Below are 14,739 nucleotides of genomic sequence, written 5' to 3'. Positions count from 1 at the left end.
TAATTCGCCCGGTATGCCGGTCCGGTTTTTTTATTTCAGATGAGGATTTGCAGCTTCAGATGCGGCTTCGCAGTTTTTCAGCCAGCTCGCCGCTCCATTCGTCAACTTCGCTCATATCCAGGGTTTCCATGGGCATATCTGCGGGAAGGCCGAAAAGAAATCGGGCGAAGCCGGGCATGGCGCTTTCAGCTCTGCCGCCGAATACCCGGTAGGTTTCCGCACCCGCTCTGGAAGCGTGTTCCGCAACGTTTCTGGTGATGGACTTCTGCCACATTTTTCTTGCATGTTTCACCAGGTACGACACAGAGAACACCGCGAACAATTGTTCGCCGTCAATAAAATTCCCGATATCCTGGCGCAACCGCATACCGTTAATCGGACCCCCGGCAATTACAGCCCAGGGGGTGCTGTCGCCGTTGCGGCCGCTTAATTCCACGGACTCTGCCTGAATTTCAGCCGGTTTCAGGGCTGAGTTCAGATTCTCAGCGATGCGCCTGGCAACATCTTTGCTGGTACCGGTTTTGCTTGCATACACGATTTCAATGGTTTTCATTTCTTGCTCCTGAGAGGCTTCTGGTTTTCGGAAACTTCTTCCGGCCCGGACAGTTCTCATGACAGTTCTCCTGACAGGCTGCCGGAGAGAGGACCCAATATAGAGAACCCCGTATAGAGAACGACAGAGGCGACCCCCCGTATAGAGAACCACAGCGGAGCTCCCAGCGAGGCCGGCGGCGGCACACATACCCGTTTCTCCCGGAAGACAGTTCCATTTAAACAGTACAACACCTGATGCAGGCTATTCAGTCCCAATGGGAGAAAAATCAGCGAAAATGCCGGAAATACGGATGGATTTATCCCGGTTTTCGGGCTACGCTGTCCACCGGATTGTTGGTAAGTGAACGCTTTGAAGTCAATGGGAACGGCCGCCGCCAGCCTGCTCATGGGGTCGTCGTCGCGCAAAGCCCTCGTCCAGTCCAAGTGATTCGCCGATGATCCGGGAAACATAAAACAAGGAGCCCCTTATGCATACCCAACAACTCATACGCAGTACCGGATGGCAGCTCAGGGGGACTCCGCCATAGGCTTTCTGAGCACCGGTTCAAACCACAGGGCGCAGTAATGCGCCGGACCCGGGTCATCCCTCGGGAAGAACATTCGGAGTCCTCGTTGCAATACATCCCGAACCGCCTTCAGGCGGACAGGATTCCCGGACAAATCCGGGGCACAACACACGAGGAGTTGCCGAAATGAAATTTCTGGAATTACATAATATCTCAAAAAACTATGCCGGCGGGCAGGTACTGAAATCCGTCAGTTTCGCGATTAATGGAAACGAACGCTACGGGCTTATCGGCCCCAACGGCTCGGGGAAAACCACCATCCTGCGGATTATAACGGGAATGGAGTATGCGGACGACGGAGTACTTTCCGTGGCAGATCAGACCCGCATGGCAGTTGTTCCCCAAACGCCGGTTTTTGATCCCGCCCTCTCTGTTCTCCAGGTGATGATGGCGAAGCTGCATCCCTATGAAACCGCCCTGAGAAACGCCGAGGACGCCCTCTCGGAACACAGCGAATCGCCGGATGAAGGGCTGCTTAACCGGAGGCTGGCGGAATACGCACGGGCCAGAGAAAGCTTCGAGTCGGTGGACGGAGATAATGCCCCTGCCCGTGCTCTGGAGCTCCTGAGCCAGGCAGATCTTGCGGATCGTGCGGATATTCCAGCGGGTAAGCTTTCCGGGGGCGAGCAGAGCATTCTCAGTCTGATCAGTCAGCTGATGACCGTTCCCAATCTTCTCATTCTGGATGAACCGGGCAACCATCTGGATTACCGGGCCCTTGCGTGGCTGGAAGAGTTTATCCGCAGCTTCCGGGGAGGGGTGCTGATGGTGAGTCATAACCGCTACCTTCTGGACCGCTGTGCCGGTACCATTCTTGAACTGAGAAACGGTGAAGTGAAGCAGTTCCGGGGAAACTACTCGGCGTATAGAATTCAACGTCTTCGAAAAGCAGCATCAGATGAAGCCGCGGCACAGGCAGATGCAAAGAAAGTTCAGCAAATCACAGAAATGGTGGAGCGATTTGCCAGAATTGCGGCATCCCGCCCCGACCCCTCCTGGGGAAAACGGCTCAGAGCCGCCAAAAGCCGGTTAAAGCAGGAACAGTCCCGGGCACGAACCTCGGAATCTCTTGCCAGCAGGGAGATCAGCATGCAGTTCGCCTCAGGGGAAGAGAAGGGGGATGCGGCCATCCGAATCGTGGATTACAGCCGGGCCTTTCCCTCGGTGCAGCTGTTCAACCGTGTGAATCTTGAAATCCCCCGGGGAAGCCGAATTGCCCTGATCGGTGAAAACGGCAGCGGTAAAACCACGCTCCTGAATGATCTGGTGGAATTCGGCCACTGGGATCACCCCCACCTGCGGATGGTAAACAGCCTGAAGCCGGGGTATGTCATGCAGGAGCCGCGGTTCAGTTCAGGGGCCCGTACCCTGGGGGATGAGGTGCAGAGTTGGGGGGCGGTGAGCAAAAACCAGGCTGTTAATCTGATTCTGCCCATGGGTTTTTCATTTTCCGATTTTGAAAAGAATCTCAGCTCGTTGTCCGGCGGGGAAAAGAACCGGCTTCAGATTGCCCGAATCATGTATGAAAAGCCGGATATTATTATCATGGATGAGCCCACCAATCACCTGGATATTCCCGCCAGGGAAGCCCTTGAAGATGCGCTCAGCGATTTCCGGGGTACGCTTCTGGTGGTGAGTCACGACCGCTATTTTCTGGATAAACTGGTGTACGGCATTGCAGAAATATCATCCGGAGGTATTGAACTGTTCGAAGGAAGCTTTACAGAGTACTTCCATCACAGGGGAAATACCCATGGAGGTAATGGCCGTTTCAAGTCCTCGGGAAACCTGAAGCAGCGTCACCGGGAGCGGAACGGCAGCGCTTCGGACAAGGTTTCGGATGACCGGAATACCAGGGAAGGTTTGCGTCTGGAGATGCGGCTGGAGGAGGAAGAGACCCGGAAAAAAGGAATTGAACGGCTCATGGAACAGGCCCTGGAGCGGGGAGACCATTCAAGGGCGCGGTCCCTGGGAGAGAAACTGGAAAAGGTGGAGAAACAGATCAACCAGTTGTATGAAAAGTATGTTTCGCTGTAGCAGCAGCGTATCCCAACATACAGTATGCACATCGCAGTGCAGCACCGTGCTGCACGGTGTATGAAAGCATAATTGACTTCGGCGATGGTACGGAAAATTTAGACCTTTGTTTAGTGGTTCCGGTGCAATCTGCTCATCATACCGAAAAAAAACACCGGGAAATTATAAAATGGAGCAATCGGAGGGCTGGAAAGGAGCGGTTAATTATCAAAGTATAGAGTATAAAAATACATTCAGGGGGGTATTATGGAAACGCAACGGACGTATTCAGTTAATTCTGGAAGATATGCCGGAAATGCAGTAAGAGCTGTGTATGGCGGATCCGCCCCCGGCGAATGTATGTGCCACCAAGTGATTCTTAAACTCTATCTGGACAGTCTCCGGACGGGGGATCGTCTGCTGGCACGGCACATCCTGCTGCTTCTGGTGCGAATCCCCGATCGTATCAGCCTCAACTGACTCTGGAGGCAGGTATGAAACATATTGAACTCATTGACTCCCGGACACGCAGAAGGGAAGATATCAGTGAAGAGCTCCACTGGGCAATCCGGAATGGGGAAATTCATTTGCCGGCGGAGGAAAAGGGAAAGATCCGGTATCTTCGGGAAAATCTCGGACATCTGGGAAAACTGATTTGCTGTTGGTATATAGCTGCAATCGGGAGGGGGGATGTGCGAGCCAGCAGAACGCTGATCCGCTACATGCCCATGCTTGAAGACCCGTATCTGCCGGATATCTGCAGAGATCTGGGTATTTGCCCCGAGGATGAATTCATGGATGATCTATTGGATGAGTGACGGAGACAACTGTCAGCTTCCGGGTCAGGGCCACTGAAGAATCCGGAGCCGGGGATGATCCTCCAGAAGCTCCGGCAGCTGCTTGAGCAGTACGTCCATGGTGAATCGTGACCCGCTCTTCAGGATCATCCTCCGGGGATGAGGCCGCAGATGGTCCTTCCAGCCGGCGGCAATTTCAGTTGCAAGGGCGGCTCCGTTGTTGCCGAAAATACGCTGGATATCTGTCATGCCCACACCGGCAAGGGTCCGCAATCCGGTAATGAACATCTCCAAAAACAGCTCATTTCCCGTCAATTCCTGCACTGATCGGCCGGAAATATGCCGGGGCATCTGCCCATCAGCATCAGCATCTTCGGCGGTTTCCCCGGGCACATCCCGTGCGGATTCCCCGGGGCAGGGCCGGGGCAGCCCGGACCCGGATGCAGAAGATTCTGTCCGAAATCGAGGCGGCGGTATTCAAACAGATCCGGATTTTCAATGCGGACGGGGCGGGAACCAAACGGGAGAGTGCTCACGGCGCCGGGACCGATACCAATGTAGGGCCGCAGCCGCCAGTAGGCAAAATTATGTTTGCTTTCCTTCCCGGGCCTGGAAAAGTTGCTGATCTCGTAGTTGCGGTACCCATGTTCGCCCAGGGTTTCCTGAGCCAGCGCCCAGAGGCTGTCCAACCGGGGGGCATCCGCAACGGTCTTTCGCCCGGCGGCTACTGCCTGAGCCAGGGGAGTGCGCTCTTCCACGGTGAGCTCGTAGAGGCTGATACCGTCGGGTTCATAGTACAGAAGTTCCTGCAGATCTTCCTGAAAATCTTCCAGAGACTGCTCTCCTGCGCCGTAGATCAGGTCGCAGTTCAGTGCAAATGGAAGGGGCGCATCGGATTTGAACTCAATGGCCGTTTTCAGTGCGGTGTGAATATCATCTGTGCTGCTCAAACGACCCAGTGAGCGGAGAATCCGGGGCTGAAAACTCTGAACCCCCAGACTCAGGCGCAGAGTGCTGCAGTGTTCCCTGCTTTCGGCGGCAATCCGCTCCAGAAAATCACGGCTCAACGACTCGGGATTGGCTTCCACATCAAGCTCCATCACCCTGGGAAAACTGTTGTCCCGGCGTATGAGACGGAAGAGGCGGCTCAGATAATCGCCCATCATTTCCGGAGGAATGACGCTGGGCGTTCCCCCTCCCAGATATACGGTGGATATTCCCGGATATCCAAGCTCCCGGTAGTACTGCTGAAATTCCTCAAGGCTCCGGTCCAGGGTGTTGCGGAGAATCCGTTCGTTCCATCCTGTTTCAAAGTAAAAATTGCAGTAGTGGCAGCGGCTGCTGCAGAAAGGAATATGAATGTAGAGGGCGGGAGGCATCATTTTTTTCTGCTGAGAATGTAGAGGATGAAGAAGAGCAGAAGGATGCCCACGCTTGCCAGAATACTCAGCAGGAGCCATGTTTCCATGCTGAACGCCGAGCTGCTACCTGGCATGAGCTGCTGAATTACCGGAATCCAGATCACCAGCAGGGCAAGCACGGCCAGCACGGCGAACAGCCCGAAAGGTTTGTTCCGGATCATGATCCCAGCCCCCGGCCTTCCCGTTCCGAACCGTCTCCGTTTTCTTCCTTCCAGGCCCGGACAGTGGGAACGATTCCCTGGGCGAAGGGTGTCCGGGGCTCCCAGCCCAGCAGATGCCGGGCCTTTTCCATGGAAAAGTGGTAGTTATTCCTCACCTGCTGGATGCGGTAAGGGGTCAGATCCGGGGGATTCTTGGATCCCGCCAGAGCATAGAGTCCCGCCAGGATGCCGGAAACCGGCAGCACAAGCCATCCCGGAGCGTTCAGCCGCGGCCGTGGAAGACCGGATTTTTCTGCACAGAGGCCGATCTGTTCCTTCCAGCTTATCTGTTCGCCGCCGGTAATATTGAATACTTCGCCGTTTACAGGTTCAGGATCCTCCTCCATTTTGTCCAGAAGGCTGATGTAGGCGGATACCATATCGTCGATAAAAACCGGGCAGGTGAGCCGCTTTCCTCCATCCACAAACCCCATTTTTCCATCCCGGATGGCGTCCAGCATGGGGTACATGGTGGTGGTATCCTCGGGACCGTACACGTTTCCCGGCCGGATAATTCCGCATACCGTGGGTTCGGTCCGGGAGAATTCCTGAACAATTTCTTCGCTTTCCAGCTTGCTCCGCTGGTAGTGGGTGATAAGTTTGAAATACGGCCCTTCTTCGCCTGCATTCACCAGATCTCCGAAGCCGTGAACGGAGATGCTGGAAGTATGGATAAAATACCCGGGAGCCTGTGAGCTGTCCTGCTTCCGTATGGTCCTGATTCCCCGGATTATATGTTCCACCGGCAGAATATTTGCCCGGTGAAACCGTTCCTTGGTCCCCCAGTCGCCCACCAGGCCGGCCACGTGAATGACCGCATCCTTTCCCCGAATGAGATCCTCAACAGTCTGATATTCACTCAGGTCGGCCCGCACCCCGGTAACGCTTCCGGCGGTGACCGCAGAGCGGCCGTTCACCGGGGGAAAGCCCTCTGCGTATCGTCGGATATCCCGGGGAGGATTGCTCCGGTAGGTACCGGTAACCTCATGTCCGAGAACGGAAAGGGCGGCTGCAAGATGGGACCCGATAAAACCGGAAATGCCTGAAACGAGAATCTTCATAATCTACAGCATAGGCCAGGTTCCCTGTTTCTGTGAAGTGGATAGACAAAGAAAGGCGGACAAGAGTAGGATATTCGCCATGAAGGTCCTTTCCGCTATCCGAAGCTACCGTGCTCCCCTGATGATTGTCGTTTTCAGTGTCTGTCTTATTGCATACATGTACCTGAATCCACCCCTGGCGGAAGCGCCCCTGGTAAGTCCGGAACTGTTCTCCGGGTTCGGGGCTGAAATGGATGCAGGTCTGCAAGCCGCCGCAGGTCTGCAAGCCGCCGCCGAAGAAGGCGGGGCTACCGGCGCCCGCTCCGTCCCGTTGAGTCTGGATCTTGCGTTTTACGCTTCCCGCTTTCTGCTGTCGTTCCTCTGTATGGGGGCTCTCCCACTGCTGGCTGCATTTGCATTGGGCTACAATCTGAAAGATGCGGGGCTGTCCTGGACACCGGGAATGTTCCGCTGGAAAGCCTACTGGCTGCTTTTTCCTCTGTTTATATTGGTCACCGCCGCATCCGCGTTTAATGAAGAGATGGCGGCGTTTTATCCCTGGTCCGATGCCGTGGTACAGCTGAGCATTCAGGCCTCGCCTTTCTATTTTCTGATTCACGGCCTTTCCTATCTGATCTTCTACTATCTTCCATGGGAAATTCTTTTCCGGGGGCTGATGGTGATTCCGTTGCTGAACTACCTTGAGCAGCGTGATGTTGATAATGACCGTGCCAACAAGGGGGCAAGAAACCGGGGGCTGGGAGATATCCGTCTGGTGAATCATGCCCGGGACCGATCCACAGCTCAGCAGCTGAAGGATCCTGCGGTCCTGGCTCTTGCAATGCTCCAGACCCTGCCCACCGTGCTGGTGCACCTTCCCCATCCGGTTTCGGAAACCTTTGCCACAATTATTTTCGGCTTCATCGCCGGGGTGGTGGTCATACGCACCCGCTCCATTTTCCCGGTGATTCTCCTTCACTGGGCCGCCGGTATCAGCCTTGACCTGATGATTGTGCTGAAGCAGGCATTCATGTGACCTGCATGAACGGGCTGACTCCGGTGAAATATCACCCGGCACATACCCATGAACATGGATAATTACACGGCAACTTCGTTCAATATGTTGAATAATTATAGAAAAATCGACTGATACTGTATTTTTTTGCATGTAAATGTATACAAGACTCCCCTGAAAAAAGCTTGATGGTAAATTCAAAAAAACCCGGAAAAATTGGTCGGGGAATCCAGCCCCATAGGGGGAGATAACCCTATGGGAGGGCCCCCGCCACTTTCTTTACCGGCTATTTATCTGTACCCCCACCCCGAAGGGCTTTCCCTTTCCCCTTTTCGCTTCTAACAGAGTGCATATCCATCCGGAATTGGTTTTGACCCATCTTCGGGAAACAGGTATCCCCTGATTCTGCGAATGTTAACCATCATGGCACTCAAGACCATCATGGTGGTAACCCGATGCCTGCCCCGCACTGGTAGTTTACAGAGATGGCCACCAAAGGGGTGAATAACACTTCGAACGGTACTCTCTATTGATGCCCGCTTATTGGTAATCTCTTTTCCTGTTTCTGCTACCTGCTTCCTGGTGGCGGCAACCCGCAAATCGGTCGCAGTAAAATGAAGAACATAACTTGGTCGCTTTTTCAGCCGCTTTGCCGGGCACTGGTTGACAAAGGGGCAAGCCTGACAGCCGTCGGCAGAAAACCCGGCGGTATAGCGGTCTGCTGCTTTTTTACTTTCCCGCAGCTCCCCGCCCTGGCCATTTGGACAGATGATAGCAGTCACCTTTCCTTCACTGGTTCGAGTGACGGTGAAATCTTCCAGGCCCACTCTCGTCTTCTCTTTTTTCCTTCCCTTGATGGCACTCACGTGCTGGCTTACCTGATATGTTGCTGTTGCCTTGGCTGCCGCCTCTCCCGTATACCCCGCATCGGTATACACTTCATCGATTCCCTCCCGCTCTTTCAGGTTCTCAATATCTTCGGCCAGAAATTGCTGGTCATCGGTTATGTTTGGCGCCACACTTACCCTGCTGATGAGTTGGAGATTATTATCTTCATCGCAAGTTTCCGTGATATTTGCACCATACCCCCGGGAGCTTTCTCTGCTTTTCGTCCTGAAGGTGGCCTCTTCATCATCAGGAGACTGCAAGGTGCTACCACCGAGTTCTTTACTTTCTCGCACAACGATAGATTCCTGTTCAAAACGAAAGTGTTCACCAAAAACCCTGAAGGCCTGCTGGTACGCTTTTTCATCTCCGTGCACGTCTTCAAAACATTCCAGCATAGTCGATAGATCTTTTCCAAGCTGCTCAAGTCGCCCGTCCATCTCGTCCCGTTTCACCCGGCAGCAATAGTGCAGGGAGTCTTCTTTCACATACCTGGCAAACAGCTGCTCATACGCTTTCTGTTCTTCTTCACTGAGCATACGGTAAAAGCGATGGATGATTTCTACCAACAGCTGCAGACGGCTCATCTTGCGGATGTTACTCTGCACCATGGTTGAATCCATCCGCTGTAGGCCGGTTTTTATCTGAAACTGTTTCAATTGCTCGTCGGTTATCTGTTCACTTGCCTTGTGAATCAGATTAACCCTGTGTTCCTCTTCATAGGCACTCACCGCTGAGCGGAAGTTGTAGATAGTACGCAGCTCAAAGTTTCCTTCGTCAAAGTCCTTCAAGCCCAGGGCGTAGCGGAACTTCAGATCAAACATGAAATGATCATAGAGTCGCTCGTCACTTAAGCCGAATCCGGATTTGAGGGTTTCAAAGCCTACCAGAATATTGATAGGCGTGTTGGGCCGTGAATGCTTATCACTGTAGAGAACGGAGAAGACCTCCTCGTTAATCCTGCAGAAATATTCATGGTAGAAAACCTGTGCCCAGGACTGTTCAAGGTGTTTTCTTGCAGTCTCAGGAAGTTGGTCCACCGATGTAAACATTCTCTGCTGCTTATGTCCTTCGTTCTTTCGAAACATCCGCTCCCCCCGATGCGGAATTTTACCCTATCAACAAAATTTTGGGAATTCCCTACCTTTTTTCAGGGGAGTCATACAAACTTTTCACCCCTTTTTATAATGGCAGGCAATACGGCTTGAAAAAGCGCAGCATGACCGACTGTGCAGAATAAAAGGAGTGGTTATGAAAATGAGACTTACCCTACTGCTGACTGCGGTACTGGTTCTTGGTACCCTGATCTCCTGCGGCGGAGGTTCGGATACTATTAAGATCGGAGTTGCCGGTCCTCATACCGGAGACCTGGCATCCTACGGAATTCCCACCATCAAGGCTGCTGAGCTTGTGGTGAAGGACTGGAATGAAAACGGCGGCCTTCTGGGCAAGCAGATTGAACTGGTGATTGAAGATGATGTCTGCGACCCGAAGATTGCTCCGGACGTTGCAACCAAAATGATCGGTGAAGATGTGGCCGGTGTTATCGGGCATATCTGTTCCGGCGCAACCGAGGCGGCTCTGGGCATTTACTTTGAGTCGGAGATCCCGGTGATCTCTCCTTCGGCAACCAATCCTCCCCTGACACAGAGCGGTTCATATCCCAATTTTTTCAGAACCATCGCTCCCGACGACGCCCAGGCCCGCCTGGAAGTTGATTTCGCCAAGAGTCTGGGAGTGACTCAGATCGCCGTGCTCCACGATAAGCAGTCCTACGGCAAGGGGCTTGCGGAGTTCGCACGAAGCTTCATCGAAGAAGACGGCAGCATGGAAGTGGTGCTTTTTGAAGGTATTCAGGCCGGAGCAGTGGATTACTCCGCCGTGTTGAATAAGGTTGAAAACTCCGGAGCTGAAGCCATTATTTACGGGGGATATCATCCTGAAGCTTCAAAACTTGTGACTCAGATGAATGAAAAAGGCATGAATCAGGTGTTCATTTCTGATGACGGTGTAAAAGACGAAACCTTCATTGAAATTGCCGGCGAAAACGCCGAAGGCGTGTATGCATCGGGTCCCAACGATACCACCAACGATCCTGTGGCTATCAAGGCGAAAGAGGACCATGTGGCCGATTACGGTGAAGATCCCGGCGCATTCTTCTACAATGCCTACGCTGCAACCCAGGCTCTTCTTGAAGCGATCCAGACCGCTGACAGCACAGACTACGAAGCGGTGACCGAAGCTCTTCGTTCCCAGTATGTTGATACTACTCTGGGCAGCATCTCTTTTGATGAGAAAGGCGATGCAATCGGTGTTGGATTCACCATGTTCCAGGTTCAGAACGGCCGCTACGTGGCCGTGGAATAGTTACCGGACGGCGTTGAATGCAAAGCGGGCGGAACCTGATGTTCCGCCTGTTTTGTTTTGAGGATATGTCATGAATAACGAATTCTTTTTCAATCTGCTGATGAGCGGTCTCACCAAAGGCAGCATTTACGCTCTCATCGCCCTGGGATACACCATGGTGTACGGCATTATCAAGCTGATAAACTTTGCCCACGGCGAAATTTATATGATCGGTGCCTTCACGGCCCTCATATTTGCCTCCTTTTTTAACTACATGGGAGTTCCCGGATGGGCCATATTCTTCCTTGCTTCGGTCCTGGCCATCCTTTTCGCCTCGGGATACGGGGTCACCATGGAAAAAGTGGCCTATAAACCTCTCCGGGGAGCACCCCGGCTTTCTGCACTGATCAGTGCAATAGGAATGTCCATTTTCCTGCAGAATTACGTTCTGCTTATTCAAACCGAAAAATTTCTTCCGTTTCCGAATATTATTCCGGACTTCGCATTTCTCCAGTCCATGGACAGCATCATCTCCTCCCGGCAGCTGGTGATCTTTGTGGTTACCGCAGCGGTGATGATCGGCCTTTCAGTTCTCATTAAGTTCACCCGGATCGGCAAAGCCATGCGGGCTACTTCCCAGGATCAGACCATGGCCAAGCTTCTTGGGATCAGCGTGAATAAGGTGATCTCGTTCACGTTCGTTCTCGGATCCTCCACGGCGGCCATGGGCGGGGTGCTCATTGCCGCATATTCCGGTCAGATCAATTATCAGATCGGTTTTCTTGCGGGGATCAAGGCCTTCGTTGCGGCGGTGCTGGGGGGTATCGGAAGTGTTCCCGGCGCAGTGCTGGGGAGTTTCATTCTGGGACTTTCGGAGAGCTTTGGAACCGGGTATATCTCATCGGACTATGAGGATGTTTTCGCGTTTATCATTCTTATTGTTGTGCTGACCCTTCGTCCATCGGGGATCCTCGGCGCAAGTGAAAAGCAGAAGGTGTAAGTATGAAAGATGTACAGAATTTGCACAGCCGTGAAGCGGTGGTCAGGCGTGTCCGTCAGGCGTTCTACACCATGATCTGGCTGATGGTCATTACTTTTCCGCTGATGATCATGCGGGATGATACGGTGAATGACGTAATTCTCTGGCGCTGGGGCCGTCTGGCCGGTGTGGGCGTGGGAGGATTTATCCTCTCCTACATCTGGTACTGGGCCATTGAGCGCAAACAGGGCGGTCCCAGGACCGAAACACCCCTGGCGAATTTCCGCCGGAAGATCGGAGCGTACACCGCCGACCGACAGGTGCGGATGGCCAGCTTCGCTCTTCTGGGGATTATTCTTGTTGCATATCCCTTCATAGTGTCCCTCTACAATATCAGCATAATGGCTACCGCCCTGATCTATATCGTACTGGGCCTTGGACTGAATATCATCATCGGATGGGGGGGCTTGCTGAATCTCGGCTATGCCGCTTTTTTCCTGGCAGGGGCCTACACATATGCGCTGCTGTATAAGTATTTCGGCATCGGGTTCTGGCTGGCCCTGCCCCTTGGAGGAATAGTATCTACGCTGATCGGTATTATGGTAGGGATACCCGTGCTCCGGCTCAGAGGGGATTATCTGGCAATTGTTACCCTGGCCTTCGCGGAGATGGTGCGTATTGTTCTGAATAACATGGGCGAGTTCTCCGGCGGACCGGATGGTATCAGCCGGATTCCCAGGCCCGGTCTGTTCGGAATCGATTTTAATATTCAGGGATCCATTACCCTCACCTATTTCATTGCGCTGGGGGCGGTGGTCCTTACCGTTATTGTTATGCGGAGAGTGGAAAACAGCCGCTGGGGACGGGCCTGGGAGGCCATGAAAGAGGATGAAACTGCCGCCGAAGCCATGGGTGTTGATATTACCCGGGCGAAGCTTACCACGTTTGCAATGGGAAGCTTCTTCGCAGGCATCGCAGGGGTGATTATGGCGGGGAAAACCACCAAGGTCACCCCCGACAGTTTCGGGCTCATGGAGTCGGTGATGATTCTCAGCATCGTGGTTCTGGGCGGAATGGGTTCAATTCCCGGGGTTATCGTCGGCGCACTCATACTGAAGCTGCTCCCGGAGTATTTCCGGGCCTTCAGCGAGTACCGTATGCTGATTTTCGGTCTGGTGCTGGTACTGATGATGGTCTTCAAGCCCAGCGGAATTATCAGCAAAATCCGGAAAACCTTTACCCTGGAGCATCCGGATGCGGCATTGAAAGCCGCTCCCAGCCACATAGACGAAGAGGCGGTGGATATCACCGCAGGGGAGGATGAACATGAGTGATCAGAGCATCAGCGGCACCAAACCCCTGCTGGAGCTGGACGAGCTCACCATGGATTTCGGCGGTCTGAGGGCCGTGGATCAGGTGAATGTATCAATTTATTCCGGGGAAATTGTCGCACTGATCGGTCCCAACGGTGCGGGAAAGACCACGTTTTTCAACTGCGTCACCGGGGTGTATAAGCCCAGCGGCGGGCATGTCTATGTGAACGTTCCCGAAGACAGTAAGGAAGGGCGGGGCGGCCAGCGGCTTCGGCTGAACGGCATGAAGCCCAACCATATTACCAATATCGGACTTGCCCGGACTTTTCAGAATATCCGTCTTTTCCAGAACATGTCGGTGCTGGAGAATGTGCTGATCGGGCATCATCTGCGGCTGAAGCAGGGAATTCTGGCATCGATACTTCAAACTCCCAGTTTCCTGAAAGAAGAAGAGCAGTCGGTACTGGAAGCCCTGAAATATCTCAAGGTGATGGGGCTGGAAACCCATATGAATGATCTTGCGAAGAATCTGTCCTACGGCGACCAGCGCAGGCTGGAAATTGCCCGGGCGCTTGCCACCGAACCGTTCCTTCTGCTGCTGGACGAACCGGCGGCGGGCATGAACCCCCGTGAAACCGCCGCCTTGAACGAAGATATTAAGCGTCTGCAGACCGAAGAGGGGATGACAATTCTCCTGATTGAGCATGACATGAATCTGGTAATGTCTCTTTCGGAGAGGATTTACGTGATGGACTACGGCCAGCTTATCGCCACCGGAACACCGGAGCAGATCAGACAGAATCCTGCGGTAATCAAGGCCTATCTCGGGGAGGAAGTGGATGCTTAAAATCGACAATATCAACACATATTACGGCAACATCCACGCCCTGCAGGATGTCTCGCTGGAGATCAACGAGGGTGAGATCATCACCCTTATCGGAGCCAACGGGGCCGGAAAATCCACAACCCTCATGTCGGTGAGCGGTGTTGTACCGGTGCGCAGCGGCAGCATCCGGTTTCAGGGGGAGGAAATCTCCGGAATGGATCCGGACCAGGTGGTGACCCGGGGACTCGTGCAGGTTCCCGAGGGGCGGCGCATATTCCCCCAGCTGACGGTGCGGGAAAACCTGGATATGGGGGCCTTCCTTCGCCGGGACAAGGCGGAGATTGCCAAAGATCTGGAGTATGTATACGAGCTGTTTCCCAGGCTTGCGGACCGGCGCAATCAGGCTGGGGGAACCCTGTCAGGGGGCGAGCAGCAGATGCTGGCCATATCCCGGGCGCTGATGGCCCGGCCCAAGCTTCTTCTCCTGGATGAGCCTTCGCTGGGGCTTGCACCCCTCCTGGTGCAGCAGATCTTCGAGATCATCACCCGGATCAACACCGAAGGGGGAGTGAGCATTTTTCTGGTTGAGCAGAACGCCCACATGGCTCTGAAGGTGGCCCACCGGGGCTATGTTCTGGAAACGGGCAATGTGACCCTCAGCGATACTGCAGCTAACCTTGCCGCAGATGAAGATGTGAAGAAGGCGTACCTGGGACTCTGACCGCCGGCAGCTGCAGCCGCCGGGTACTGCAGCCGCCCGCAGCCAAACCGGAAATGCAG

General features: G+C 53.8%; 14 protein-coding genes. 8 read left to right on the top strand and 6 right to left on the bottom strand.

All coding sequences use genetic code 11. The features are described from left to right. Positions 1–55: 55 nt before the first annotated feature. A complete protein-coding gene (locus L21SP2_RS14480; RefSeq protein WP_169730492.1) occupies positions 56–553 on the bottom strand; it encodes a flavodoxin domain-containing protein in 498 nt (165 codons plus the stop codon). A 694-nt stretch (positions 554–1,247) separates the two neighbouring features. Between L21SP2_RS14480 and L21SP2_RS14470 the strand changes: the two genes are divergently transcribed. After that, a complete protein-coding gene (locus L21SP2_RS14470; RefSeq protein ID WP_024269324.1) occupies positions 1,248–3,158 on the top strand; it encodes an ABC-F family ATP-binding cassette domain-containing protein in 1,911 nt (636 codons plus the stop codon). 473 nt (positions 3,159–3,631) lie between these two features. Then, positions 3,632–3,955 carry a hypothetical protein gene (locus tag L21SP2_RS14465; protein ID WP_024269321.1) on the top strand — a complete coding sequence of 108 codons (324 nt, stop codon included), beginning with the start codon at positions 3,632–3,634 and terminating at the stop codon, positions 3,953–3,955. Positions 3,956–3,979: 24 nt separating this feature from the next. Here L21SP2_RS14465 and L21SP2_RS14460 read toward each other — a convergent pair whose 3' ends face one another. The 4 genes from L21SP2_RS14460 to L21SP2_RS14445 are packed head-to-tail and all read right to left on the bottom strand — an operon-like array spanning position 3,980 to position 6,616. Next, complete coding sequence (locus L21SP2_RS14460) at positions 3,980–4,228, bottom strand: hypothetical protein (protein ID WP_144083017.1); 249 nt, start codon at positions 4,226–4,228, stop codon at positions 3,980–3,982. 17 nt (positions 4,229–4,245) lie between these two features. After that, complete coding sequence (locus L21SP2_RS14455) at positions 4,246–5,316, bottom strand: coproporphyrinogen-III oxidase family protein (RefSeq protein WP_024269319.1); 1,071 nt, start codon at positions 5,314–5,316, stop codon at positions 4,246–4,248. Continuing rightward, positions 5,313–5,516: a hypothetical protein gene (locus tag L21SP2_RS14450; RefSeq protein ID WP_024269318.1), complete on the bottom strand. Its 204-nt coding sequence runs from the start codon at positions 5,514–5,516 to the stop codon at positions 5,313–5,315. The genes L21SP2_RS14455 and L21SP2_RS14450 overlap by 4 nt, the downstream gene beginning before the upstream one ends. Next, positions 5,513–6,616 carry an NAD-dependent epimerase/dehydratase family protein gene (locus L21SP2_RS14445; protein ID WP_024269317.1) on the bottom strand — a complete coding sequence of 368 codons (1,104 nt, stop codon included), beginning with the start codon at positions 6,614–6,616 and terminating at the stop codon, positions 5,513–5,515. The genes L21SP2_RS14450 and L21SP2_RS14445 overlap by 4 nt, the downstream gene beginning before the upstream one ends. Positions 6,617–6,695: 79 nt before the next feature. On the opposite strand from L21SP2_RS14445, the gene L21SP2_RS14440 reads away from it, so the two are divergent. Continuing rightward, positions 6,696–7,631 carry a CPBP family intramembrane glutamic endopeptidase gene (locus L21SP2_RS14440; protein ID WP_024269316.1) on the top strand — a complete coding sequence of 312 codons (936 nt, stop codon included), beginning with the start codon at positions 6,696–6,698 and terminating at the stop codon, positions 7,629–7,631. Between the two features lie 317 nt (positions 7,632–7,948). Here L21SP2_RS14440 and L21SP2_RS14435 read toward each other — a convergent pair whose 3' ends face one another. Next, on the bottom strand, positions 7,949–9,583 hold the full coding sequence (locus tag L21SP2_RS14435) for a transposase (protein WP_024268226.1): 1,635 nt from the start codon (positions 9,581–9,583) through the stop codon (positions 7,949–7,951). 163 nt (positions 9,584–9,746) lie between these two features. Between L21SP2_RS14435 and L21SP2_RS14430 the strand changes: the two genes are divergently transcribed. From L21SP2_RS14430 to L21SP2_RS14410, 5 genes are all read left to right on the top strand, one after another. Next, positions 9,747–10,862, top strand: a complete 1,116-nt coding sequence (locus L21SP2_RS14430; protein WP_024269315.1) for a branched-chain amino acid ABC transporter substrate-binding protein — start codon at positions 9,747–9,749, stop codon at positions 10,860–10,862. A 70-nt stretch (positions 10,863–10,932) separates the two neighbouring features. Further along, the gene (locus L21SP2_RS14425; protein WP_024269314.1) at positions 10,933–11,841 is read left to right on the top strand and encodes a branched-chain amino acid ABC transporter permease; all 909 of its coding nucleotides are present in this window, start codon (positions 10,933–10,935) and stop codon (positions 11,839–11,841) included. Positions 11,842–11,843: 2 nt separating this feature from the next. Next, positions 11,844–13,154, top strand: coding sequence for an ABC transporter permease subunit (locus L21SP2_RS14420; RefSeq protein WP_024269313.1), 1,311 nt, complete (start codon positions 11,844–11,846; stop codon positions 13,152–13,154). Then, positions 13,147–13,980 (top strand): ABC transporter ATP-binding protein, encoded by an 834-nt coding sequence (locus L21SP2_RS14415; RefSeq protein ID WP_024269312.1) that lies wholly within the window; start codon positions 13,147–13,149, stop codon positions 13,978–13,980. The genes L21SP2_RS14420 and L21SP2_RS14415 overlap by 8 nt, the downstream gene beginning before the upstream one ends. Next, a complete protein-coding gene (locus tag L21SP2_RS14410) occupies positions 13,973–14,680 on the top strand; it encodes an ABC transporter ATP-binding protein (protein ID WP_024269311.1) in 708 nt (235 codons plus the stop codon). The genes L21SP2_RS14415 and L21SP2_RS14410 overlap by 8 nt, the downstream gene beginning before the upstream one ends. Positions 14,681–14,739 lie beyond the last annotated feature (59 nt).

It is taken from the genome of Salinispira pacifica (assembly GCF_000507245.1).
GTDB lineage: Bacteria > Spirochaetota > Spirochaetia > DSM-27196 > Salinispiraceae > Salinispira > Salinispira pacifica.
The sequence above is the reverse complement of the archived record's forward strand: the minus strand, read 5'-3'. Positions and strand labels throughout refer to the sequence as shown.

Excerpts from the sequence above, each read along its gene's own strand:
- L21SP2_RS14480 (WP_169730492.1), bottom strand. The coding sequence starts at position 553 with ATGAAAACCATTGAAATCGTGTATGCAAGCAAAACCGGTACCAGCAAA.
- L21SP2_RS14470 (WP_024269324.1), top strand. The coding sequence starts at position 1,248 with ATGAAATTTCTGGAATTACATAATATCTCAAAAAACTATGCCGGCGGG.
- L21SP2_RS14465 (WP_024269321.1), top strand. The coding sequence starts at position 3,632 with ATGAAACATATTGAACTCATTGACTCCCGGACACGCAGAAGGGAAGAT.
- L21SP2_RS14455 (WP_024269319.1), bottom strand. The coding sequence starts at position 5,316 with ATGATGCCTCCCGCCCTCTACATTCATATTCCTTTCTGCAGCAGCCGC.
- L21SP2_RS14450 (WP_024269318.1), bottom strand. The coding sequence starts at position 5,516 with ATGATCCGGAACAAACCTTTCGGGCTGTTCGCCGTGCTGGCCGTGCTT.
- L21SP2_RS14445 (WP_024269317.1), bottom strand. The coding sequence starts at position 6,616 with ATGAAGATTCTCGTTTCAGGCATTTCCGGTTTTATCGGGTCCCATCTT.
- L21SP2_RS14440 (WP_024269316.1), top strand. The coding sequence starts at position 6,696 with ATGAAGGTCCTTTCCGCTATCCGAAGCTACCGTGCTCCCCTGATGATT.
- L21SP2_RS14435 (WP_024268226.1), bottom strand. The coding sequence starts at position 9,583 with ATGTTTCGAAAGAACGAAGGACATAAGCAGCAGAGAATGTTTACATCG.
- L21SP2_RS14430 (WP_024269315.1), top strand. The coding sequence starts at position 9,747 with ATGAAAATGAGACTTACCCTACTGCTGACTGCGGTACTGGTTCTTGGT.
- L21SP2_RS14425 (WP_024269314.1), top strand. The coding sequence starts at position 10,933 with ATGAATAACGAATTCTTTTTCAATCTGCTGATGAGCGGTCTCACCAAA.
- L21SP2_RS14420 (WP_024269313.1), top strand. The coding sequence starts at position 11,844 with ATGAAAGATGTACAGAATTTGCACAGCCGTGAAGCGGTGGTCAGGCGT.
- L21SP2_RS14415 (WP_024269312.1), top strand. The coding sequence starts at position 13,147 with ATGAGTGATCAGAGCATCAGCGGCACCAAACCCCTGCTGGAGCTGGAC.
- L21SP2_RS14410 (WP_024269311.1), top strand. The coding sequence starts at position 13,973 with ATGCTTAAAATCGACAATATCAACACATATTACGGCAACATCCACGCC.